This is a genomic window from Cupriavidus sp. UBA2010 (genome assembly GCF_002335265.1).
Classification (GTDB): Bacteria; Pseudomonadota; Gammaproteobacteria; order Burkholderiales; family Burkholderiaceae; genus Cupriavidus; species Cupriavidus metallidurans.
This window is the reverse complement of sequence record NZ_DDCI01000026.1, coordinates 118,195-140,084: the sequence shown is the minus strand read 5'-3', so window position 1 is coordinate 140,084 and position 21,890 is coordinate 118,195. Positions and strand designations below refer to the sequence as shown.

The following is a 21,890-nucleotide window of genomic DNA, read 5'->3' as shown; positions in this document are numbered from 1 at the left end:
CCCCGGATCCAGCTTGTAGCCATCCCAGCAGCCCAAGGCCTGCAGCGTCTTCCGATCCAGCATCCCGTTCCGCAACGGCCCTCTTAACGGCCCTCTTAACGGCCATTAGGATACGGAATGTGGCAATTCAGTCCCCGGAATTCTCCGAAGAACCCTTTTTTTCGGGGGTGCCATTTGGGGTGCCGACGCCTGCGACTCGTCTACAATCTTGGGCCTACTCAGTCGGACCCACCATGGCCCTGTTCTCCATTACCGATGCCCAGCTGGCTTTCGGCCACGTGGCGTTGCTCGACCACACCGATTTTTCCCTTGAAGCCGGCGAACGTGTTGGCCTGATCGGCCGCAACGGCACGGGCAAGTCGTCCCTGCTGCGGATCGTGGCCGGCATGTCAGCGCCCGACGATGGCCTGATCTCCCGCCAGAGCGGCGTGACGTGCGCCTATGTGGCGCAAGAGCCGCAGTTCGCGCCGGGCTTGACCGTATTCGATGCGGTGAGCCAGGGCATGGGCGCGGCGCACGATCTGCTGCTGCGCTATGACGCCGCGCTCACCAAGCTGGAAACCCACAACGACGAGGCCACCCTGGCCGAACTGCATCGTGTGCAGGCCGAACTCGATGCCGCCGACGCCTGGCAGTTGCGTACCCGCGTGGAAACCACGCTGGCAAAGCTCGCGCTCGACCCTCACGTGCGCGTGGACGCGCTTTCTGGCGGTCTGCAGAAGCGCGTGGCGCTGGCTCAGGGTCTGGTGGCCGAGCCGGACATCCTGCTGCTCGACGAGCCGACCAACCACCTCGACGTGGAGGCCATCCGCTGGCTCGAAGACCTGCTGCTCGGGTTCCGCGGCAGCGTGCTGCTGATTACCCACGACCGCGCGTTCCTGGATCGCGTGGCAACCCGCATCGTCGAACTCGATCGGGGCCGGCTGGTTTCGTTCCCGGGCAACTTTGCCGCCTACCAGACACGCAAGGCCGAACTGCTGGCCAACGAGGCCGTGGAGCAAGCCAAGTTCGACAAGCTGCTGGCGCAGGAAGAAGTGTGGATCCGCAAGGGCGTCGAAGCACGCCGTACCCGCAGCGTGGCGCGCGTGCAGCGGCTGGTGACGATGCGGGCGGAGCGCGCCTCGCGTCGCGAGGTGCAGGGCAACGTCAAGCTCGAAGTCTCGCAGGGCGAGCGTTCGGGCAAGATCGTGGCCGAGTTGACCAACGTGTCGAAGGCTTATGGCGACAAGGCGGTCGTGCGCGACTTCACCGCGACGATCATGCGCGGCGACAAGGTCGGCCTGATCGGGCCGAACGGCGTCGGCAAGACCACGCTGCTGCGGCTGATTCTGGGTGAACTGCCGCCCGACAGCGGCACGGTGCGCAACGGCAGCAATCTGCAGGTGGCGTACTTCGACCAGATGCGTACGTCGCTGGACCTGGAGAAGTCGCTCGCGGACACCATCAGCCCGGGCAGCGACTGGGTCGAGGTCAACGGCCAGCGCAAGCACGTGATGAGCTACCTGGGCGACTTCCTATTCGCGCCCGAACGCGCGCGGTCGCCGGTCAAATCGCTGTCGGGCGGCGAGCGCAACCGGCTGCTGCTGGCACGGCTGTTCGCGCGGCCCGCGAATGTGCTGGTGCTGGACGAACCGACCAACGACCTGGACATCGACACCCTCGAACTGCTGGAAGAACTGCTGCAGGACTACAGCGGCACGGTGTTCCTGGTTTCGCACGATCGTGCGTTCCTGGACAACGTGGTGACCTCCACGATCGCCGCCGAAGGCGATGGCATGTGGCGCGAATCGGTAGGCGGTTACTCGGACTGGCTGGAACAGTCGGCCCGTGCGCAGGCGTTGCAGGCTGCCCGCGCTGAATCCAGGCAGGCCACGGAGGCGCCAAAGTCGGCCGCGCGCGAGGCGCGGGGCGCGAATCGCACAGTCAAGCTGTCGTACAAGGAGCAGCGCGAGCTAGACGGTCTGCCGGAACGTATCCAGTCGCTGGAGACCGAGCAGAAGACCATCGGCGCGCAACTCGAGGACGGCTCGATGTACGCCACCGATCCGAAGCGGGCGGCCGATCTGGCCACGCGTCACGACGAGATCGAGATGGAGCTGCTCGAGGCGCTCGAACGCTGGGAAGTGCTGGAGAAGAAGACGAAGGGCGAGGGCGCCTAAGCGTTGCTCTTGGTTTTCTCCCTCTCTCCCACGGCGTGGGAGAGAGGGGCTGGTCGGTAGTCAATCCACTCATCCGCACCACGCCAGCACCATATTGGTCAGGTCGACCATGAACGCTGGGCGCAGGTAAGCCAGAAACCCCAGCGTCAGCAGCGCCGCCAGGGCAAGGAATCCAAGGCCCTTGGCCAGTCTCATCTCAGGCCCCCACGGGTTGTGGACGGACCAGCGCCTGCTCGCGGATCGGCAGGTTGACTACCGCGGCCATCAAGCCCAGCGCGATCGCGATCATCCATACGGTGCTGTAACTGCCGGTCTTGTCGAACAGGTAGCCACCCAGCCATGCGCCCAGGAAGCTGCCGATCTGGTGCGAGAAGAACACCACGCCCGACAGCATTGACAGGTACTTCACGCCGAATACCTGGGCGATGATCCCGTTGGTCAGCGGTACCGTCGACAGCCACAAGAAGCCCATCAGCGCCGCGAACACCCAGGTGCTGGCCGCCGTCAGCGGCATCAGCAGGTAGCCGGCGATCACCACCGAGCGCGCGATATAGATGAACGACAGCAGGTAGCGCTTGGGCATCCGCTGGCCCATCGACCCGGCCGTATAGGTGCCGAACACATTGAACAGACCGATCAGCGCCAGCGCCACCGTGGCGACCTTGGGATCGGTGAAGCCCCGGTCCTTGAGGTAAGGGGCCAGATGCACGCCGATGAACACCACCTGGAAGCCGCAGACGAAGTAGCCGAGCGTCAGCAACTGGAAATTGCGGTTGCCGAATGCCTCGCGCGTCGCTTCGCCGATGGTCTGGTGATGGCCGGTGGTCGTCGCGGCCATCTTCGGTTCCCGCAGCGTCAGCGCCAGAGGCAGCATGAAGCACGCGAGGAATGCCAGGATGAACAGCGCGTTTTGCCAGCCCATGGTGGAAATCAGCGTCTGTTCCACCGGAATCATCAGGAACTGGCCGAAAGACCCGGCCGCTGCCGCGATGCCCATGGCCCAGACGCGCTTCTCCGCGCTGGCCACGCGGCCGATCACGCCATAGACCACGCTGTACGTGGTGCCGGACTGCGCGATGCCGATCAGCACCCCGGCGCCCGTGGCAAAGGCGGTGCCGCTGGTGGCCAGTCCCATGACGACCAGACCGGCCACATAGAGCGCCACGCCGATGATCATGATGCGCAGGGCGCCGAACTTGTCGGCCAGCGCGCCGGTGATCGGCTGGCTGGCGCCCCACATCAGGTTCTGCAGCGCCAGGGCAAAGGCGAAGGTCTCCCGGCTCCAGCCATGGGTTTGTGTGATCGGCAGGTTGAACAGGCCAAAGCCATGCCGGATGCCCATCGAGAGCGTCACGAGCAGCCCACCGCACACTAGGACGGTGGTCAGGGAGAGTTTGCGGTCAGTCATGTCGGGCTCGGTAGGTATTGTTTCTATTGTTATGTCGACGGCTGCTATAGCGACTGCGGAGGTGCCGTATGCGCGGTCCGGCGAGTTTACTCCGCGCTATCCAATCTTGCCGGCGCGGGATTCGTGCCGCGCCCATCCATTACAATGCAGCGCATTCCGGCCGCCGACGGCCGGGCGTCCCACTTTCCGCAAAACGACTCCATGGCGAGCAAAACCAGTCAGTACAGCGAATCTTCCATCCGGGTCCTGAAGGGTCTGGAGCCGGTCAAGCAACGGCCCGGCATGTACACCCGTACCGATAACCCCCTGCATGTCGTGCAGGAGGTGATCGACAACGCCTCCGACGAAGCGCTCGGCGGCTACGGCACCGAAATCCTGGTCACGCTGCATCGCGACGGCAGCGTCAGCGTGGAAGACGATGGCCGTGGCATCCCGGTGGGCATCCACCCGGAAGAGCAGGTGCCGGTGGTGGAAATCGTCTTCACCCGCCTGCACGCGGGCGGCAAGTTCGACAAGGGCAAGGGCGGCGCCTACGCGTTCTCGGGCGGCCTGCATGGCGTGGGCGTGTCGGTGACCAACGCGCTGGCCACGCGCCTGGACGTCACGGTCTGGCGCGACGGGGCGGTGTCCACGCTGACGTTCGAGCACGGTGGCGAAGTGACCCGCCCGCTGGCGACGCGCAAGATCGAGCGCGGCGAGAAGAAGAGCGGCACGCGCGTGCAGGTGTGGCCGGATGCGAAGTACTTCGATTCGGCCGCAATCCCGATGGCCGAACTGCAGCGCCTGCTGCGCAGCAAGGCCGTGCTGCTGCCGGGCGTGAAGGTCACGCTGGTGCTCGAGAAGACTGGCGAGCAGACGGTGTGGCAGTACGAGCAGGGCCTGAAGGGCTATCTGGTCGAGGCCCTGGCCCAGGGCAGCGGCGCCGAACTCGTGATCCCGATGTTCGAGGGCGAGCACTTTGCCGACCCGGACAAGAATGCCGGCGAGGAAGGCTTTGCCGAAGGCGAAGGCGCGTCGTGGGTGGTGGCGTGGACCGAGGAAGGCGCGCCGGTGCGCGAATCCTACGTCAACCTGATTCCCACGCCAGCCGGCGGTACGCACGAATCTGGCCTGCGCGAAGGCCTGTTCCTGGCGGTGAAGAGCTTTATCGAAATGCACTCGCTGCAGCCGAAAGGCGTGAAGCTGATGAGCGAAGACGTGTTCGCGCGTGCATCGTTCGTGCTGTCGGCCAAGGTGCTCGATCCACAGTTCCAGGGCCAGATCAAGGAGCGGCTGAACAGCCGTGACGCCGTGCGTCTGGTTTCCACGTTCAGCCGCCCGGCGCTCGAACTCTGGCTGAACCATCACGTCGATTTCGGCAAGAAGCTGGCGGAACTGGTGATTCGCCAGGCTCAGGCCCGCACGCGTGCCGCGCAGAAGGTCGAGAAGAAGAAGGGCTCCGGCGTGGCCGTGCTGCCCGGCAAGTTGACCGATTGCGAATCGACCGATGTCGAGCGCAACGAGATTTTCCTGGTGGAGGGCGACTCCGCCGGTGGTTCGGCCAAAATGGGCCGCGACAAGGAATTCCAGGCCATCCTGCCGCTGCGCGGCAAGGTGCTCAATACCTGGGAGACCGAGCGCGACCGCCTGTTCGCCAATAACGAAGTGCATGACATTGCGGTGGCGATCGGCGTTGACCCGCATGGCCCGGACGACGAGCCCGACCTGTCGAACCTGCGGTACGGCAAGATCTGCATCCTGTCCGATGCGGACGTTGACGGGGCGCACATCCAGGTGTTGCTGCTGACGCTGTTCTTCCGCCACTTCCCGAAGCTGATGGCCAACGGCAACGTCTGCGTGGCACGCCCGCCACTGTTCCGCGTGGATGCGCCGGCGCGTGGCAAGAAGCCGGCGCAGAAGCTCTATGCGCTCGACGAAGGCGAGCTCGAAGCCATCCAGGACAAGTTGCTCAAGGATGGCGTCAAGGAAGGCGCGTGGCAGATTTCGCGCTTCAAGGGCCTTGGCGAGATGAGCGCCGGGCAGCTCTGGGAGACGACGATGAATCCCGATACGCGCCGGCTGCTGCCGGTGTCGCTGGGCGAGTTCGACATGCCGCAGACCGTCACCATGATGAACATGTTGATGGGCAAGGGCGAAGCCTCGCAACGACGAAGCTGGCTGGAAGAGAAGGGCAACGAAGTGGAGGCCGACATCTGACGGCAGCGCGCATATGAGGCAGGGTAGCAACAACATCGGACGATTCGGTCGATTCCGCCAATCTGGGCGGATGGTGGCGCGGGTGGCAGCGCGGGTGGCAGGAACGCTCGCCGCGCTGGCGTCGCTCTGCCTTGCCGCGCCTGCCCATGCGGAACTCTGGGGCTTTATCGACGCCGATGGCGTGGCGCACTTTGCCGATGCGAGGCTCGATGCGCGCTACAAGCTGTTCATGAAGGATGGCGGCAGCTTCGATTCGGGCAACATGCGCAATCTGCCCAATCTGCATCAAGGCGGCCTGCCCGGCGGCAAGCTGGACCCCGAGCGCGAGAAGCTGTACCGCTACGTGCTCAACCATCCGAACCTGGCGATGGTCGATCCGATCATCCAGAAGGCGGCTGCGGCGCAGAACGTGGACCCGGCACTGGTCAAGGCCGTGATGGCCGTGGAGAGCGGCTTCAATCCGACGGCGGTGTCGCCGAAGGGCGCGATCGGACTGATGCAGGTGATTCCGGACACGGGCGCGCGCTTTGGCATCGCCGCAGACAAGCGCGGGACCGTGGAGCAGAAACTGGCCGATCCGCGTCTGAACATCACCACCGGTGTGCGGTACCTGCGCTGGCTGATGGAGCTGTTCCCGAATAACCTGGAGCTGGTGCTGGCCGCGTACAACGCCGGTGAGGGCGCCGTGCAACGCTACAACAACCAGATCCCGCCATTTCCCGAGACACAGCAGTATGTCGCCACGGTGCTGGAGTTCTATCGCCTGTACCAGCCGGGCGAGGCGTCCGGTGCGCGCGTGGTGCGGACCGGCATGGCGGCCGAGCGGGTCAGGATGGTGATCGGCGGTCGCCGGCCCATGCCCTGACATGCGGACGCCTGATGCCGCTTCCTGAGATGGATTTGCCACGCGGCCAGAGTTTGCGGCGGTATCGCCATCCACTTCCTTTAGAATCCCACGCTGACTGCAACAGCCGGCTGCCGGGCGCGCAGGTGCCTGCCGGGCCGAAATCTTGCCAAACATGGATCAACCAGACATTACGTTTCAGGCCGACGAGCCTGCCGATTCGCTGACGCTTGCTCGCTACGCCGAGCGCGCCTATCTCGACTACGCCGTGAGCGTGGTCAAGGGCCGCGCGCTGCCCGAAGTGGCCGACGGCCAGAAGCCCGTGCAGCGCCGCATTCTCTTCGCCATGCAGGCGATGGGGCTGCGTGCCGATGCCAAGCCCGTGAAGTCCGCCCGTGTGGTCGGCGAGGTGCTCGGCAAATTCCACCCGCATGGCGACCAGTCCGCCTATGACGCCCTGGTACGCCTGGCGCAGGACTTCTCGCTGCGCTATCCGCTGATCGACGGCCAGGGCAACTTCGGCTCGCGCGATGGCGATGGCGCCGCGGCCATGCGCTACACGGAAGCCCGCCTGACGCCGATCTCGCGCCTGCTGCTCGATGAAATCGACATGGGCACGGTGGACTTCCTGCCGAACTACGACGGTTCGGAAGAAGAGCCGAAGCTGTTGCCCGCGCGACTGCCGTTCGTGCTGCTGAACGGCGCATCGGGCATCGCGGTGGGTATGGCCACCGAAATTCCGCCGCACAATCTGCGCGAAGTGGCAGGTGCCACGGTGGCGATGATCCGCAACCCGAATATCTCGCTGGCGGACCTGCTGGCGCTGATGCCGGGGCCGGACTACCCGGGCGGCGGCCAGATCATTTCGCCGGCGTCCGAGATCGCCCAGATCTACGAAAGCGGCCGTGGCAGCCTGAAGGTGCGTGCGCGCTGGACCATCGAGGAAATGGCGCGGGGTCAGTGGCAGATGGTGGTGACCGAACTGCCGCCGGGCACGTCGGCGCAGAAGGTGCTCGAGGAAATCGAGGAAATCACCAACCCGAAGATCCGCACCGGCAAGAAGGCGCTGACGCCCGAGCAGACCCAGCTCAAGACGACGATGCTGTCCGTGCTCGACGCGGTGCGCGACGAGTCGGGCAAGGATGCGCCGGTACGCCTGGTGTTCGAGCCCAAGAGCAAGAACACCGAGCAGCAGGACTTCATCCAGACGCTGCTCGCGCATACGAGCCTGGAATCGGGCGCGCCGATCAACCTGGTGATGATCGGCACCGATGGCCGTCCGCGCCAGAAGGGGCTGCAGGAAATCCTGCGCGAGTGGATCGAGTTCCGCTTTGCCACGGTGACGCGCCGCACGCGCTTCCAGCTGACCAAGGTGGAGGATCGCATCCACATCCTGGAAGGCCGGATGCTGGTGCTGCTGAACATCGACGAGGTGATCCGCATCATCCGCGAAAGCGATGAGCCGAAGCCCGCGCTGATCGAGGCGTTCCGCCTGAGCGACCGCCAGGCTGAGGACATCCTGGAAATCCGCCTGCGCCAGCTGGCGCGCCTGGAAGCGATCAAGATCGAACAGGAACTGGCGAAGCTGCGCGACGAGCAGGCCGAACTGGACGTGCTGCTGAAGTCCGAGACGATGATGCGCCGTCGCATCATCAAGGAAATCGAGCAGGACGCGAAGCAGTACAGCCCGGAAGACAAGGATCCGCGTCGCACGCTGATCCAGGAGGCCAGCCGTGCCGCCGCCGAGGTAAAGGTGATCGACGAGCCGGTGACGGTCATCGTGTCGGGCAAGGGCTGGGTGCGCACGCGCCAGGGCCACGGCCACGATGCGTCGCAGTTCACATTCAAGGCGGGCGACAACCTCTACGGCACCTTCGAATGCCGCACCGTTGACACGTTGCTGGCGTTCGGCAGCAACGGCCGCGTGTACTCGGTGGCCGTATCGGGCCTGCCGGGCGGGCGGGGCGATGGCGTGCCTGTGACGACGCTGATCGACCTGGCCGCCGGCACGCAGATCGCGCACACGTTCGCCGGTGCCGCCGAGCAACGGATGCTGATCGCCACGGCGGGTGGCAATGGCTTCGTTACCAAGGTTGGCGACATGATCGGCCGCCAGAAGGCGGGCAAGGCCTTTGTCACGCTGGACAAGGGTGACACGCTGCTGGCCCCGACGCCGATTGGCGACGAGTGCACGCACGTGGCCTGCTTCTCGGCCAATGGCCGACTGCTGCTGGCGGCGCTGGACGAGGTCAAGGTGCTGTCGGCCGGTGGCCGCGGTGTGATCCTGATGGAGCTGGAACCGAAGGAAACGCTGATGCAGGCGGTGGCCGTGGGCGCGCCGGGCCTGATGATCTCGGGCATCGGCGTTCGTGGCGGCAAGGTGCCGCCGCAGAAGCTGGCCGGCAAGACGCTGATCCCTTACGTTGGCAAGCGCGCCCGCAAGGGCAAGGCGATCGAGCCGCGCCTCAAGGAAGTGAAGATCGAGCCGGTAAAGGTTGGGGAGTAAAGGGGAACGGCGTCGGTGACTCCGGCGCTGGTCCTCTGATTCTCTGATCCGGCCCCTCTCCTGCTGGGCGGGAGAGGGGAGCGAACCCTCGGCATGTGAGTTGCTGTCGGGGCTCTCACCGCTCCGGCCCCACGGGACAGGGCAAGTCGCATAATCCGCGACACTGCACGCATCACTCCCATCCTGCGGCATCGCCAATCGAGACCCCCTCTTTCCAATCCGTGATGACCCCGGGCGCGTGCCGCCGTGCGGGATTGCCGTACCATGTCGGTTGCCCCCAATTCCTCCAGTGCGCGGGCATAAGAAGATCATCAAGACCATGTCCTCCACGCCGATTCCCGTTGAGTCCGAGCTTGCGCCGGCTCCCACGCCCCGTACGTTGTTCATCGAATTTGCTCGCATGGGGCTGTCAGGGTTTGGCGGCGTGCTGCCATTCGTGCGACGGTCCGTCGTCGAACGCAACCGCTGGCTCAATGACCGCGATTTCGTCGAGATTCTGAGCCTCGGGCAGGTGCTGCCGGGGCCGAACGTGATCAACCTGGCGTTGATGCTCGGCCTGCGCTTCGCCGGACTGCGCGGCGCGTTGGCCGCATTCGCCGGATTGGTGCTGATGCCGCTGGTCGTGGTGCTCTGCGCGATGGGCCTGTACCTGCGCTTCCAGGATGTGACCGCCGTACGGCAGATGCTGGCGGGCATGACTGCGGTGGCGGCGGGGCTGGTGCTGTCGACGGGCGTGAAGCTGGCGCAAAGTCAGCCGCGCACCGTGCGCGCGATTGCCGTTGGGGTTGCCGCGTTCGTTGCGATTGGCCTGCTGCGCTGGCCGCTGTTGCCGGTGATGGCCGTGCTGGTGCCCGTTGCGCTGGTGCTCGAATACCGCGCGATGCGCAAGGGGGGCGCATGACTTCGCCCGAGATCCTGCGCAGCCTGCTTGGCCACTTCGGCATGCTCTCGTTGCTGGCCGTCGGTGGCGGCGGTTCCGTGATTCCCGACATGCATCGCTTCCTGGTCGAAGCGAATGGCTGGATGAGCGACGAGCAATTTGCCGCGCTCTATGCCATCTCGCAGGCGTCTCCCGGGCCCAACATTCTGTTTGTCGCGCTGTTCGGCTGGCAGGTGGCCGGGCCGGCCGGTGCGTTCGCGTCGATGGCCGGCATCTGCGGGCCGTCGAGCGTCATCGCGCTCGGTTTCGAATACTTCGCGGGCCGTTCGCCGCACGCAGTATGGCCCGGCCTGATCCGACGCGGCCTGTCTGCATTGACCATCGGCCTGCTCATGTCCACGGGGTGGGTGCTGGCCGGCAGCGTGGACCATAGCTGGACGGCCGCGCTCGTGACGCTGGTGACGGTGGGGCTGATGCTGAAGACGAAGGTGCACCCGCTGGCCCTGGTGGCGCTTGGCGCCGGGGCAGGGCTGCTGGGGCTGGTCTGACGGCGGATCAATCGACGCCGACGAAGCCCCCGGTCTGGTGCGTCCAAAGCCGCGCATACAGGCCACCATCCGCCAGCAATTCGGCGTGCGTGCCGCTTTCGACGATGCGGCCGCCGTCGAGCACTACCAGACGATCCATGCGGGCAATCGTCGATAGCCGGTGCGCGATGGCGATCACGGTCTTGCCGTGCATCAGCGCCTCCAGGCTTTCCTGAATCGCGGATTCCACTTCCGAGTCCAGCGCGGACGTGGCTTCATCGAGGATCAGGATCGGTGCGTTCTTCAGCAACACCCGCGCGATGGCGATGCGCTGCCGCTGCCCGCCCGAGAGCTTCACGCCGCGCTCCCCGACCAGCGCATCCAGCCCGTGATTGCCGTGCGAGTCGACCAGCAGGTCCATGAAGTCGTCGGCGCGGGCCTGACGCAAAGCCTCGTGCAACTCGGCCTCTGTGCTGTCGGGCTTGCCGTAGCGCAGGTTGTCGCGAATCGAGCGGTGCAGCAGTGATGTGTCCTGCGTGACCATGCCGATCTGCGCGCGCAGGCTTTCCTGCGTCACGCCGGCAATGTCCTGGCCGTCGATCAGGATGTGGCCGGTCTCCACGTCGTAGAGCCGTAGCAGCAGGTTGACGAGCGTCGACTTGCCCGCGCCAGACGGACCGACCAGTCCGATCTTCTCGCCGGGCCGCACCACGAGGTTCACGTTGTCGATGACGCCGCTGCCCTTGCCGTAGTGGAAGCCGACATGGTCGAACCTGACCTCGCCCTGGCGGATGTCGAGCGGCTGCGCATCGGGACGGTCGAGCACGCGACGTGGCACGGCGATGGTCTTCATGCCGTCCTGCACCTGGCCCACGTTCTCGAAGATGCCGTTGACCACCCACATGATCCAGCCGGACATGTTGTTGATCCGGATGACCAGCCCCGTGGACAACGCAATGGCGCCCGTGGTGACCAGCCCCTGGTTCCACAGCCACAGCGCGATGCCCGTGGTGCCAGCGATCAGCAGGCCGTTCAGCGTGGTCACCGTGACGTCCATCGCGCTGACCATCCGGCCGGCCTGCCGGACCTTGTCGGTCTGGTCGGCCATCGCATCGCGCGCGTAGGTCTCCTCATGCTGCGAGTGGGCGAACAGCTTGAGCGTGGTGATGTTGGTATAGCCGTCGACGATGCGGCCCATCAGGCGCGAGCGCGCGTCGGTGGCCACCACGGAGCGTTGCTTGACGCGCGGCGTGAACCACGCCAGCGCTGCGATGTACCCGACGATCCAGATGAGCAACGGAATCGTCAGCCGCCAGTCGGCCTCGGCGAACAGCGCCAGCGAACTGACCGCGTAGACGATCACGTGCCAGAGCGCGTCTACCGCCTGCACGGCCGAGTCGCGCAGCGAGTAGCCGGTCTGCATGATCCGCTGCGCGATGCGGCCGGCGAAGTCGTTCTGGAAGAACGACAGGCTCTGCTTGAGCACGTAGCGGTGGTTCTGCCAACGGATCATGTTGGCCAGGCTCGGGTTGATCACCTGGTGGACCAGCACGTCGTGGGCCCCGATCATCAGCGGGCGAAGGATCAGCGCGACGAACGCCATCCACAACAATTCGTTCTGGTGGCGTGCGAAGAACGACCCGTCGGGCGTCTCGCGCGCCAGATCGACCAGCCGGCCGAGAAAGCTGAAGAGTGCCACTTCGACCAGCGCTCCGATCAGGCCGACGATCAGCAACGCCGCGAAGACGCCGCGGACTTCGCGCAGGAAATGGGCATAGAAGCGCCACACGCTTTCCGGCGGCTGGCTGTCGGGCAGGCCGCGGAACGGGTCGATCAGTCTTTCCAGACGGCGCATCAGCATGGGGGGCGATCCTCGTCAGGTCTGCTGGGTGAGCCGATCATGATACGCCCATGAAAAAGCCCCGCTCGAGGGCGGGGCTTGAAGACTGAAGCGGATGATGGCTGGTGGATCAGTGGATCACCATCAGCGTGAACGGATGCACATACGCCTGCAGCGTCACGAAGATACCGACCATCAGCGCCAGCGCGATCGAGTGGAAGAACACGTAGCGCAGAATCTCGCCTTCGTGGCCATACCACTTGGTGGCGGTGGAAGCCACCACGATCGACTGTGCATCGATCATCTTGCCCATCACGCCGCCCGAGCTGTTGGCCGCGGCCATCAGGGTCGGAGACAGGCCAAGCTGTTCCGCCGTGGTCTTCTGCAGGCCGCCGAACAGCACGTTCGATGCGGTGTCCGAGCCCGTCAGCGCCACGCCCAGCCAGCCCAGCATCGTGCCGAACAGCGGGTAGAGCACGCCGGTCTGTGCGAAAGCCAGGCCCAGCGTGGCGTCCAGACCCGAGTAGCGAGTCAGGTAGCCGATGCCGAACATCGCGCAGATCGTCAACAGCGAGTAGCGCACGAGCTTGATCGTCTCGAAGTACTCCTTGATCAGGCGCGGGATCGAATAACCCATCAGCAGGCCGCCGACCAGGGCCGACACCAGAATGCCGGTACCCGCCATCGACAGCACGTTGAATGCGAACACGGCTGGTTCGGCGATTTGCTTTGCCACCACGGGCGGGCCCTTGAGCACGGCCTTGTCCAGACCCGGGATCGCGTACTTCCATTGCCATACGCCGTCCATCAGCTTCTTGAACTCGGGGATGCCCCAGACGAACACGAAGACGGTCAGGATCACCCAAGGCATCCACGCCTTGATCACCGAGATGTTGGCCGATGCGGCGTTGGCCTTGGCGTCGGCTTCGAGGGCTTCGGCATTGTCGACCTTGGAATCGTCGTGACGGCCCAGGATGCGCGTCGAGGTCCAGATTTCCTTCGGATGCCAGATCTTCAGGAAGGCGGTCAGGCAGCCCATTGAGACCAGCGCCGAAATCACGTCCACCAGCCACGGGCCGTGGAAGTTCGACACCAGGAACTGCGGCACCGCGAAGCTGACGCCGGCCACCAGGATCGCCGGCCAGATCGCCAGCATGCCGCGGAAGCCCGCGAACGCCCAGATCAGCCAGAACGGCACCAGCACCGAGAAGAACGGCAACTGGCGGCCGATCATCGCGGAGAGTTGCACCTGATCAATGCCGGTCACCGAGGACAGGCCGATGATCGGCGCGCCGAGCGCGCCGAATGCCACCGGCGCGGTGTTGGCGATCAGCGCCAGGCCCGATGCAGCCAGCGGCGAGAAGCCCAGGCCGATCAGGATGGCGCCGGTCACGGCTACAGGCGTGCCGAAGCCGGCTGCGCCTTCGAAGAACGCGCCAAAGCTGAATGCCACCAGCAGGAGCTGCAGGCGGCGATCTTCGGTGACGCCCGAGATCGAGTTCTGCAACACCTTGAATGACCCGTTTATCGTGGTCAGCCGGTGCAGGAAGATGATATTGAGGACGATCCAGCCAATCGGGAACAAGCCGGAGATGATGCCGAGCCCGGCGGCTTTGCCAGCCATTTCCGCAGGCATTCCGAACACGAATGACGCCACAACGACGCCGACGACCAGCGCCAGCCCGGCCGCCAGGTGGGCCTGCATGTGAAAGAACGCCAGCGCTGCGAGCAGCACGACAACCGGAACCGCGGCGGCAATAGTGGACAACGCCATACTGCCGAGCGGGTCATACACTTGACTCCACACGATTGAATCCTCCTCTGGATTGAAACGACAGCTTGCCTCTGACGGGCCTGGGCTGCCGGAATGCAAATGCCCGTTCAAGCGACGATAGCGCCCCTGGGAGGCGCTATCAAAATGAGTCAGGCGTCGTTGCACGGCCTTGCCGTACGACTTCTACAGTCTGCCGCCGTACGTTTGGCCAGAACCGCTCCACTTCATTTTGATAGCGCCCCAAAGTGGACAGAAGGGGGATTGTAAGGATGGGTCCCGGGCCGCCTGCCTTAAATCGGATCATCGGAATGATGAGCCGGATTCAGGGATCAGGGTTTGCTCGGGGGCAGGCTGAAGCACCTCACGCTCTCGCGCGAGACTACTCCTTAATACGAGTGTTCGAAATAGGGGATGTGGAGGGAAGGGCGTAAAACCAACGCCGTGGTCACTGAAAACGCGGGCTTGCGTAGTGACTTGTTCCGCACAGGCAGAGGGAGGGGAGGCGGTCACCGGCCGGCTGGGCGGTGACCGCAATACAACGATTTACTTGAGCGGCAGCTCGAGGATGCCGGTGGCCGCCGGACGCGCCCGCATGGCCGCGAGCCAGCGCCCCAGGTTGGGCCGGGCTGTGTGGGCCTTTGGCATGCCCATCCAGCGGTGCGCCGCGCAGGCCAGCGAGATGTCGGCCATCGTGAAGCGATCGCCACCAATGAACTCGCGGCCTTCCAGCGCGTCGTCGAGCATCTTCGCCAGCGGCTCGGCGCGCTCGCACGATTTCTCGATGACGGCCTCGTCACGCTTGTCTGCCGGCGTGCGAACCAGTTGCAGGAACGCCTGGACCATCGCCGGGCTGAACGTCGTGGTCTGCCAGTCCATCCAGCGGTCCGCCGAGGCGCGCGCCTTGACGTCCGAGGGCCACAGCGTGTCCTCGCCATAGCGCGCGCACAGGTAGCGCACGATCGCGTTCGATTCCCACAGCACGAACGGCTCGCCGGCCACGTCGGTGTCGCGGAAATCCTCGATCACCGGAATCATGCGGTTCGGGTTGAGACGTACGTAAGCCTCGGTATCGAGCTCGCCCTTCTGATTGCCGATGTCGATGCGCTCGTGGTCCAGATGCAGCTCGCGCGCGCACCAGACCACCTTCTGGACATTGATTGACGACAGCCTGCCCCAGATGCGAAGCATGTTCGATGGCTCCTCGGGTTGGTTGTAGCGTGCCGGCTCAGGCCGCCCGTGCCTGCGGCGCGGCTTGCGCGATCGCTTCGCGGAACACCTCGCCGAGGATCGACACGCCCTGCTCGATGCGCTCGGCCGATACGGTCACGAACGCCAGGCGCAGCGTGTTCTTGCGCGGGCTGCCCGCGTAGAACGGCGCGCCCGGCACGTAGGCCACGTTGCGGCGCACGGCTTCTTCCAGAATCTTCATGCTGTCCAGACCCTCAGGCAGCTCCACCCAGATGAACATGCCGCCCTCGGGCGCGTTCCAGGTCACGCCGGTCGGCATGTGGCGCTTCAGCGCGTCCAGCATGAACGCGCATTGCTTGCCGTAGAGTTCGCGAATGGTCGGGATGTGCCGTTCGAGCAGGCCGTCCTTGATCGTTTCGTAGGCAATGCGCTGCGTGAACGTCGGCGTGTGCAGGTCCGAGGCCTGCTTGGCCTGGCACAGCTTGAAATGCAGGTCGGGCGGGGCGATGACGAAACCCAGGCGCATACCGGGCGCCAGGATCTTCGAGAACGAGCCCATGTAGATCACGCCGTCCGGGTTCATCGACAGCAGCGACGGCAACTGGTTGCCCGAGTAGCTCAGTTCGCCGTACGGATCGTCCTCGACCAGCAGCACGCCGAGTTCCTTGGCGCGCTTGACCAGCTCCTGGCGGCGCTCCAGCGGCAGGCGGCGGCCGGTGGGGTTCTGGAAGTTCGGCAGGGCGTACAGGAAGCGCGCGCCGGCGGTCAGTTCGGGCGTCAGCGCCTCGGGGATCAGGCCCTTTTCGTCGGTCGGGATCGACACGAATTCCGGCTCGAACAGCGAGAACGCCTGCAGCGCGCCCAGGTAGCTCGGCGTTTCCACCAGCACCGGGCTGCCCGGGTCGATCATCACCTTGGCGATCAGGTCCAGCGCCTGTTGCGAACCCGTGGTGATCATCACGCGTTCCACATCGACGTTGTAGCGCTTGGCCACGAACTCGCGCAGCGGCATGTAGCCTTCTGTGGCCGCGTATTGCAGCGCGCCTTGCGGGTTGTCGGCGAATACACGGGCCACTGCCGCTTCCATGGCCGCTACCGGGAACGAAGCCGGCGAGGGCAGGCCGCCGGCGAACGAAATAACTTCCGGACGCTCGGTGACTTTCAGGATTTCACGGATGGCCGAGCTGGTCAGTTGCTGCGCCCGGCGGGAGATGGCCCATTTCATGATTGGTCTCGTGGTGGGGGAATTCAATGCGCCGGCCTCCGCAAGAGGCGGCGCGGCATTATCTGTTTTACGTGGTTTTCGACGGCGTCAGATCTCGACGATCATTTCGATCTCGACGCAGGCCCCCAGCGGAATCTGCGCCACGCCGAACGCGCTGCGTGCGTGCTTGCCTTTCTCGCCGAACACCTCGGCCAGAAACTCCGAGCAGCCGTTGGTGACCAGATGCTGTTCAGTGAACTCAGGCGTCGAGTTCACCAGGCTCATCACCTTGACGATGCGCTTGACGCGGTTCAGGTCGCCGATATGGGCGTGCAGCGTGGCCAGCAGGTCGATGGCGATGGCGCGCGCGGCCTGCTTGCCGGATTCGGTGTCGATATCCTTGCCGAGCTTGCCAGCCCAGGGCTTGCCATCCTTCCTGGCGATATGGCCGGACAGGAATACGGTGTTGCCGGTGGTCGCTGCCATGACATAGGCAGCGGCGGGGGCGCCGGCCGAGGGCAGTTCCACGCCCAGACGGGCAAGGGTGTCATAGACGGACATGCATGTCTCCTGTCAGTGAAGTCGTCCTGGAAGGATAGGGGGCGCCTCCTCGGCGGCGGATGCCAATGGCATGGCGGGTGCGGTGTTGCGCACTGCGGCGCGTCGGCCAAGGGCCACCACGGCGATCACCGCCACTGCGAAAGCGACGGTGGCGGCATCGAGGGGCTCGGCCAGGATCAGCGCGCCGCCCGCCAGCGTGAGGAACGGCTGGAGCAATTGTATCTGGCCTACGCGCGCCACGCCGCCTTTTGCGAGTCCGGCGTACCAGAACAGGAAGCCGATGAACATCGAGAACACCGACACATAGGCCATGCCCAGCCACGCGCGGGGCGACGCGGCGGCGATGGATGCTGCATGTTCCAGCCCCAGCCAGGCCACCACGGGCGCCAGCACGGGCAGCGAGACCACCAGCGCCCAGCTGATCGTCTCCAGCCCGCCCAGTTCGCGCGAGAGCTTGCCGCCTTCGGCATAACCGAGCGCACCAAGCACCACCGCCAGGAACAGGTACCAGTCGGCATGTTGCAGCCCGCCCGCGCCTTGCCACAGGGCGAAGGCCACCACGAGCGCGCTGCCGGCCACGGCGGACAGCCAGAAGCCCAGCGACGGCCGTTCATTGCCGAACCATGCGGCGAACACCGCGGTGGCCAGCGGCAGCAGGCCAATCACGATCGCGCCATGCCCGGACGGCACTTCGCGCATGGCCAGCGACGAAAACACGGGAAAACCGACCACCACGCCCAGTGCGGTCACGATCAGCCGGAGCCATTGGCCACCGCGCGGTCGCCGGCCTGATGCCAGGGCGCCGCGCATTGCCAGCAGCGCGAGCGCCAGCGCGGCGGCGACCACGGCGCGTCCGAGCGCGACGAACGTCGCGTCCAGCTCGGCCACGGCCATGCGCGTGAAAGGCAGCGTCTGGCTGAAGATCGCCACGCCGATGAAGCCCAGCAGCATGCCGCCGGAGGGAGGGGAGTGATTCGGGTCCTTCATGATGCTCTCAATGCGGTTGGCCTGCGACGGCGATCCAGACGGCGGTCAGCGCCAGTGCCAGGCCCATCGTGCCGTTGAACCAGCGCACGCGATTGCCCTCCATCAGCCAGCGCCGCAGCGATGCGCCAAGCACGCCATAGGCGCCATTGCTGAAGAAGCCGAACAGCGCGAATATCGCGCTGACCAGCACCACGCGTTGCCCCGGCGAGGGGGCGCCCGCCATGTACGACGCGGCCACCGCCAGCGCCAGCATCCATGCCTTGATGTTGGCGTACTGCAGTGCCGCCGATTGCCAGACATTCATCGGCTTGAGCACAGTCTTTTCCGCCAGCGACGTGCTGCGCGCGATGCGATACGCCAGCCACAGCAGATAGAGCACGCCCACCACATGAATCACGGTGGCCAGCATCGGGCTGGCCAGGATCAGCGCGCCGACCCCGGTGGTGCACAGCGCAACGATGCTGGCGAAGCCGAACGACACCCCGACGCAATGCGGGAGCGTGGCGCGCAGGCCGAAGTTGGCGCCGGTGACGGCGGCGATCGTCGTGTTCGGGCCGGGCGTGAAGGCGCCCACCGCGAGCAGCGTGACCAATGCAAGGAACTGGGCTGTCGAGAGCCCCGTGAGCCAGGCTTCCATATTCTGTGTTTCGGGGGTGCTGTTATGCGAAGTTCACGACCACACGGCGGTTCGTGCGGCTTTTCTTCTCGATCTTGGTCACGGTCACCGCGCCGATCTCGCCCGTGTTGGCCACGTGCGTGCCGCCGCAGGGCTGACGGTCCACGCCGGGAATCTCGATGATGCGGATCGTCGATGTGCCGGCCGGCGGCGCCGCGCCGATCGTGCGCACGAGGTCGGGCTGGGCGGCCAGTTCTTCGGGCGTGATGCGGTCGATGGTGACCGGCGTCTTCGCGTTGATCAGCGCGTTGAGCTGTTCGGTCAGCACGGCCTTGTCGAGCGTGGATTCGGGCAGGTCGAAGTCGATGCGCGCGGAGTCAGGCGAGATGCCGCAGCCCGTCACCGGCACCGGGATCAGCGACCCGAGCAGATGCAGGCACGTATGCAGGCGCATCAGCCGGTGGCGGCGGGCCCAGTCGATCTTCACTTCGACACGGTCGCCGGCCTGCAGCGCCGGGGCGTCGGGGGCGGGGACGTGCAGGATGCGCTGGCGGTCGTCGGCGTAGACGGTATCGGCCAGTGTGACGATGCGGCCGTCGGCGGTGGTCAGGGTGCCGGTGTCGCCCGCTTGTCCACCGCTACGCGCGTAGCAGACGGTCTGGTCGAGTTCGATGCCGGCTTCGCTGACGGCCAGCACCGTGGCCTGGCAGTGGTCCAGGTAGGCGTCGTCGTCGAAGCGCTTTTGTGTGGTGGCGGGCATCGGGGGAGCTCCTTTGGTGTGTGTCGTTTATCGCAGGGTCTTGATGCCCGCTGGGGTTTCGATGTCGGCGGCCAGCAGAGGCGGGCCGTCGCCTTGTTCGATCTCGATCAGGTCCGTGGCGCCGATCCACGCCAATCCTTGGCGCAACAGTTCCGCGTGCGGATGCTGGCCGTGCAGTCGGCGCAACGCCAGGTCGTGGCCCGGCAGGCTGACTGCCGGATGGTTTGCCACGTCCCACTGGATCAGCGTGGGAAACAGGCCATCGCCCGCATTCGCCACCTCGCCGGTCCAGGCGGGCAGGCTGCCGTCGTCAGGCACGGTCAGGCGCCAGCGCAGGTCGCCGCGCGTCATGGGAATGACCGGGGCGATCCGGTCCGGGTACTGCGCCTGCCAGCGCGACCGATCGGCCGGACGCTCGACGCGGGCCGCCCAGTGCGCCAGGAACGGGCCATCGCGCAGCCGCTGGCGCATCAGGTCGCCATCCAGGCCGAACCAGCGTGGCCGATCAGGTGCGGCCGCCGACGGATCGATCGCGATGACTTCGAGGTACAGGCCACCGTAGAGGCCCATCACGCGGTTGTGCGTGCCCATGCGCGGGTGCGTGCCGCCGCATTGTGGAGCGACGCCGAGCGCGCTGGCCACATACTCGGCGCCTGAGTCCAGGTCGGGCGCGGCAATCACGAGATGGTCGATGGCAAGTGTCATGGTCGGTTGATGTTAGTCAAGCTCGTCGGTACAGTACCGATACAGTTGAGCAGATCGTCTTCAGTACAGTTGCGGGAGCGCCACATGGAAGGTAGCCAGAAGGATAGCCGGGGGGATCTTGGCAGTGCCGCAGGCGGCACACGGCCGTTGCGGCTCGTGATGCCGGCGACGGGGCTCGAGCAGCTTCCGGACCCGATTCCGTCGGCGCAGATGACGCTGGTGGAGCAGTTGACCGAGTGGGCGCGGCTGCGTATCGACGAACGGGTGTTCCGGGCTGGCATGCGTATGCCGTCGATCCGTCAGTTGGCGACCGAGAAGAGCATTTCGCGTTTTACCGTGGTGGAGGCCTATGAGCGGCTGGTGGCGCTGGGCTACCTCGAATCGCGCCGCGGCTCGGGCTTCTACGTCCGTGAGCGCACGCCGCTCGCGTCCACCGTGGCGCCACCGGCCACGCCCGCGATCCGCAACGTCGATGTCACCTGGCTGCTGCGCAGCATGTTCCATTCGGCCGAGAGCCACAAGGCGCCCGGCTGGGGCTTCCTGCCCAACGAATGGCTGGACGGGGAACTCGTGTCGGGCGCGCTGCGCAGCCTGGGCCGTCAGCCCGGCAGCCATTTCCTGGTCAGCGGCACGCCGCAGGGTTTTCTGCCACTGCGGCAGCAACTGCGCACGCGGCTCGAAGAACTGGAGATCGGCGTCACGCCGGACCAGATCGTGATGACGTCCGGCATCACGCAGGCGTTCGACCTGATCGCGCGCCAGTTCCTGCAGCCGGGCGACACGGTGGTGGTAGGCGACCCGGCCTGGTTCGTAATGTTCGCCCGCTTCGCCACGCAGGGCGCCAACGTGATCGGTGTGCCCTATACCGTGGAGGGCCCCGACGTGGAGGCGCTGGAACGGATCGTCCAGGCACACCGGCCGAAGCTGCTGGTGGTCAACTCCGTGCTGCACAACCCGACCGGGACGTCGCTGTCCGCCGCCCGCGCTTTCCGGCTGCTGCAACTGGCCGAACAGTACGATTTCACGATCGTCGAGGATGACATCTACAGCGATCTCTGCCCTCCGGGCCACGCCGCTACCCGGCTGGCCAGCCTGGACCAGCTCAAGCGCGTGATCTACCTGGGCAGCTTCTCCAAGACGCTGGCCGCCAACCTGCGCGTGGGCTTTATCGCCGCCAGTCCGGACCTGGCCGTGACCTTGACCGACAGCAAGCTCGTGACCGGCATGGCCTCGCCCGAAGTCAACGAACGCGTGGTCTACAAGGTGCTGACGGAAGGGCACTACCGCAAGCACGTGGAGCGCGTGCGCGGCCGGCTGGACCGGGCGCGTGACGAGACGCGCGAGCAGCTCGAGCGGCTGGGTTTGCGCATCTTCCCGGGCAATCATGCGGGCATCTACCTGTGGGCCGATACCGGCGTGGACACCAACGTGATCGCCACGGCCGGGCACGAGGAAGGCTATCTGTTCGCGCCGGGCAGCCTGTTTTCGCCGTCGCAGATGCCTTCCACGTGGACGCGCTTCAACGTGGCCAGCAGCAGCGATCCGGGCATGCTCCGGTTCCTGGCCGGCCAGATGGACCGCTTGTCCGGCCTGTCGGGCCTGTCAGCGCTGTCTGGCCTGCCCGCCAACGCCGGGGCTTGAAAAACCGGCTGCCGATCCCTATTTCCACACGCATCGATCCCGGTCCGGATCCCACGGACCAGGGCAAATACGCGCCCGTTTTCGTTTTCAAGAG

The 21,890-nt window shown here is 65.6% G+C and carries 18 protein-coding genes; 7 read left to right on the top strand and 11 right to left on the bottom strand.

Annotated elements, in window-relative coordinates; translation table 11 throughout:
* The first annotated feature begins 233 nt into the window (after positions 1–233).
* Complete coding sequence (locus tag B2246_RS21430) at positions 234–2,159, top strand: ATP-binding cassette domain-containing protein (protein ID WP_286881745.1); 1,926 nt, start codon at positions 234–236, stop codon at positions 2,157–2,159.
* A 69-nt stretch (positions 2,160–2,228) separates the two neighbouring features.
* Here B2246_RS21430 and B2246_RS21425 read toward each other — a convergent pair whose 3' ends face one another.
* Together B2246_RS21425 and B2246_RS21420 are read right to left on the bottom strand one after the other, a co-directional pair.
* Entirely contained in the window at positions 2,229–2,354 is a 126-nt protein-coding gene (locus B2246_RS21425) for a hypothetical protein (protein WP_008649954.1), read from the bottom strand.
* A 1-nt stretch (position 2,355) separates the two neighbouring features.
* Positions 2,356–3,567, bottom strand: a complete 1,212-nt coding sequence (locus tag B2246_RS21420) for an MFS transporter (protein WP_008649955.1) — start codon at positions 3,565–3,567, stop codon at positions 2,356–2,358.
* 201 nt (positions 3,568–3,768) lie between these two features.
* On the opposite strand from B2246_RS21420, the gene B2246_RS21415 reads away from it, so the two are divergent.
* The 5 genes from B2246_RS21415 to B2246_RS21395 all read left to right on the top strand — a co-directional run bounded on the left by B2246_RS21415 (position 3,769) and on the right by B2246_RS21395 (position 10,541).
* Positions 3,769–5,763, top strand: coding sequence for a DNA topoisomerase IV subunit B (locus B2246_RS21415; RefSeq protein WP_286881744.1), 1,995 nt, complete (start codon positions 3,769–3,771; stop codon positions 5,761–5,763).
* Between the two features lie 70 nt (positions 5,764–5,833).
* Entirely contained in the window at positions 5,834–6,628 is a 795-nt protein-coding gene (locus B2246_RS21410; RefSeq protein WP_008649958.1) for a lytic transglycosylase domain-containing protein, read from the top strand.
* Between the two features lie 154 nt (positions 6,629–6,782).
* Positions 6,783–9,113, top strand: a complete 2,331-nt coding sequence (gene parC / locus B2246_RS21405; protein ID WP_286881742.1) for a DNA topoisomerase IV subunit A — start codon at positions 6,783–6,785, stop codon at positions 9,111–9,113.
* 319 nt (positions 9,114–9,432) lie between these two features.
* Positions 9,433–10,014, top strand: a complete 582-nt coding sequence (locus B2246_RS21400) for a chromate transporter (protein ID WP_011517094.1) — start codon at positions 9,433–9,435, stop codon at positions 10,012–10,014.
* Entirely contained in the window at positions 10,011–10,541 is a 531-nt protein-coding gene (locus tag B2246_RS21395; protein WP_008649963.1) for a chromate transporter, read from the top strand. The genes B2246_RS21400 and B2246_RS21395 overlap by 4 nt, the downstream gene beginning before the upstream one ends.
* 7 nt (positions 10,542–10,548) lie before the next feature.
* On the opposite strand, the gene B2246_RS21390 is transcribed toward B2246_RS21395, so the two are convergent.
* From B2246_RS21390 to B2246_RS21350, 9 genes are all read right to left on the bottom strand, one after another.
* On the bottom strand, positions 10,549–12,381 hold the full coding sequence (locus B2246_RS21390; protein ID WP_286881740.1) for an ABC transporter ATP-binding protein: 1,833 nt from the start codon (positions 12,379–12,381) through the stop codon (positions 10,549–10,551).
* Positions 12,382–12,490: 109 nt separating this feature from the next.
* Positions 12,491–14,167, bottom strand: coding sequence for an L-lactate permease (locus B2246_RS21385; protein WP_008649966.1), 1,677 nt, complete (start codon positions 14,165–14,167; stop codon positions 12,491–12,493).
* A gap of 510 nt (positions 14,168–14,677) precedes the next feature.
* Positions 14,678–15,322 carry a glutathione S-transferase family protein gene (locus B2246_RS21380; protein WP_286881739.1) on the bottom strand — a complete coding sequence of 215 codons (645 nt, stop codon included), beginning with the start codon at positions 15,320–15,322 and terminating at the stop codon, positions 14,678–14,680.
* Between the two features lie 37 nt (positions 15,323–15,359).
* The gene (locus tag B2246_RS21375) at positions 15,360–16,547 is read right to left on the bottom strand and encodes a PLP-dependent aminotransferase family protein (RefSeq protein WP_286881738.1); all 1,188 of its coding nucleotides are present in this window, start codon (positions 16,545–16,547) and stop codon (positions 15,360–15,362) included.
* A gap of 87 nt (positions 16,548–16,634) precedes the next feature.
* Positions 16,635–17,087, bottom strand: coding sequence for a RidA family protein (locus B2246_RS21370; RefSeq protein ID WP_008649984.1), 453 nt, complete (start codon positions 17,085–17,087; stop codon positions 16,635–16,637).
* A 12-nt stretch (positions 17,088–17,099) separates the two neighbouring features.
* On the bottom strand, positions 17,100–18,074 hold the full coding sequence (locus B2246_RS21365; protein ID WP_286881737.1) for a DMT family transporter: 975 nt from the start codon (positions 18,072–18,074) through the stop codon (positions 17,100–17,102).
* 7 nt (positions 18,075–18,081) lie between these two features.
* A complete protein-coding gene (locus tag B2246_RS21360; RefSeq protein ID WP_008648093.1) occupies positions 18,082–18,711 on the bottom strand; it encodes a LysE family translocator in 630 nt (209 codons plus the stop codon).
* Positions 18,712–18,733: 22 nt separating this feature from the next.
* Complete coding sequence (locus B2246_RS21355; RefSeq protein ID WP_017515443.1) at positions 18,734–19,450, bottom strand: alanyl-tRNA editing protein; 717 nt, start codon at positions 19,448–19,450, stop codon at positions 18,734–18,736.
* Positions 19,451–19,477: 27 nt separating this feature from the next.
* A complete protein-coding gene (locus B2246_RS21350; RefSeq protein WP_286881736.1) occupies positions 19,478–20,155 on the bottom strand; it encodes a VOC family protein in 678 nt (225 codons plus the stop codon).
* Between the two features lie 84 nt (positions 20,156–20,239).
* Between B2246_RS21350 and B2246_RS21345 the strand changes: the two genes are divergently transcribed.
* A complete protein-coding gene (locus B2246_RS21345; protein WP_286881735.1) occupies positions 20,240–21,796 on the top strand; it encodes a PLP-dependent aminotransferase family protein in 1,557 nt (518 codons plus the stop codon).
* Positions 21,797–21,890: the final 94 nt, after the last annotated feature.

Bases quoted from the DNA above. Each gene is read 5' to 3' on its own strand.
- B2246_RS21360 (WP_008648093.1), bottom strand. From the start codon at position 18,711: ATGGAAGCCTGGCTCACGGGGCTCTCGACAGCCCAGTTCCTTGCATTG.
- B2246_RS21350 (WP_286881736.1), bottom strand. From the start codon at position 20,155: ATGACACTTGCCATCGACCATCTCGTGATTGCCGCGCCCGACCTGGAC.
- parC (WP_286881742.1), top strand. From the start codon at position 6,783: ATGGATCAACCAGACATTACGTTTCAGGCCGACGAGCCTGCCGATTCG.
- B2246_RS21370 (WP_008649984.1), bottom strand. From the start codon at position 17,087: ATGTCCGTCTATGACACCCTTGCCCGTCTGGGCGTGGAACTGCCCTCG.
- B2246_RS21395 (WP_008649963.1), top strand. From the start codon at position 10,011: ATGACTTCGCCCGAGATCCTGCGCAGCCTGCTTGGCCACTTCGGCATG.
- B2246_RS21345 (WP_286881735.1), top strand. From the start codon at position 20,240: ATGGAAGGTAGCCAGAAGGATAGCCGGGGGGATCTTGGCAGTGCCGCA.
- B2246_RS21400 (WP_011517094.1), top strand. From the start codon at position 9,433: ATGTCCTCCACGCCGATTCCCGTTGAGTCCGAGCTTGCGCCGGCTCCC.
- B2246_RS21420 (WP_008649955.1), bottom strand. From the start codon at position 3,567: ATGACTGACCGCAAACTCTCCCTGACCACCGTCCTAGTGTGCGGTGGG.
- B2246_RS21365 (WP_286881737.1), bottom strand. From the start codon at position 18,074: ATGAAGGACCCGAATCACTCCCCTCCCTCCGGCGGCATGCTGCTGGGC.
- B2246_RS21415 (WP_286881744.1), top strand. From the start codon at position 3,769: ATGGCGAGCAAAACCAGTCAGTACAGCGAATCTTCCATCCGGGTCCTG.
- B2246_RS21380 (WP_286881739.1), bottom strand. From the start codon at position 15,322: ATGCTTCGCATCTGGGGCAGGCTGTCGTCAATCAATGTCCAGAAGGTG.
- B2246_RS21355 (WP_017515443.1), bottom strand. From the start codon at position 19,450: ATGCCCGCCACCACACAAAAGCGCTTCGACGACGACGCCTACCTGGAC.
- B2246_RS21425 (WP_008649954.1), bottom strand. From the start codon at position 2,354: ATGAGACTGGCCAAGGGCCTTGGATTCCTTGCCCTGGCGGCGCTGCTG.
- B2246_RS21375 (WP_286881738.1), bottom strand. From the start codon at position 16,547: ATGAAATGGGCCATCTCCCGCCGGGCGCAGCAACTGACCAGCTCGGCC.
- B2246_RS21390 (WP_286881740.1), bottom strand. From the start codon at position 12,381: ATGCTGATGCGCCGTCTGGAAAGACTGATCGACCCGTTCCGCGGCCTG.
- B2246_RS21410 (WP_008649958.1), top strand. From the start codon at position 5,834: ATGGTGGCGCGGGTGGCAGCGCGGGTGGCAGGAACGCTCGCCGCGCTG.
- B2246_RS21430 (WP_286881745.1), top strand. From the start codon at position 234: ATGGCCCTGTTCTCCATTACCGATGCCCAGCTGGCTTTCGGCCACGTG.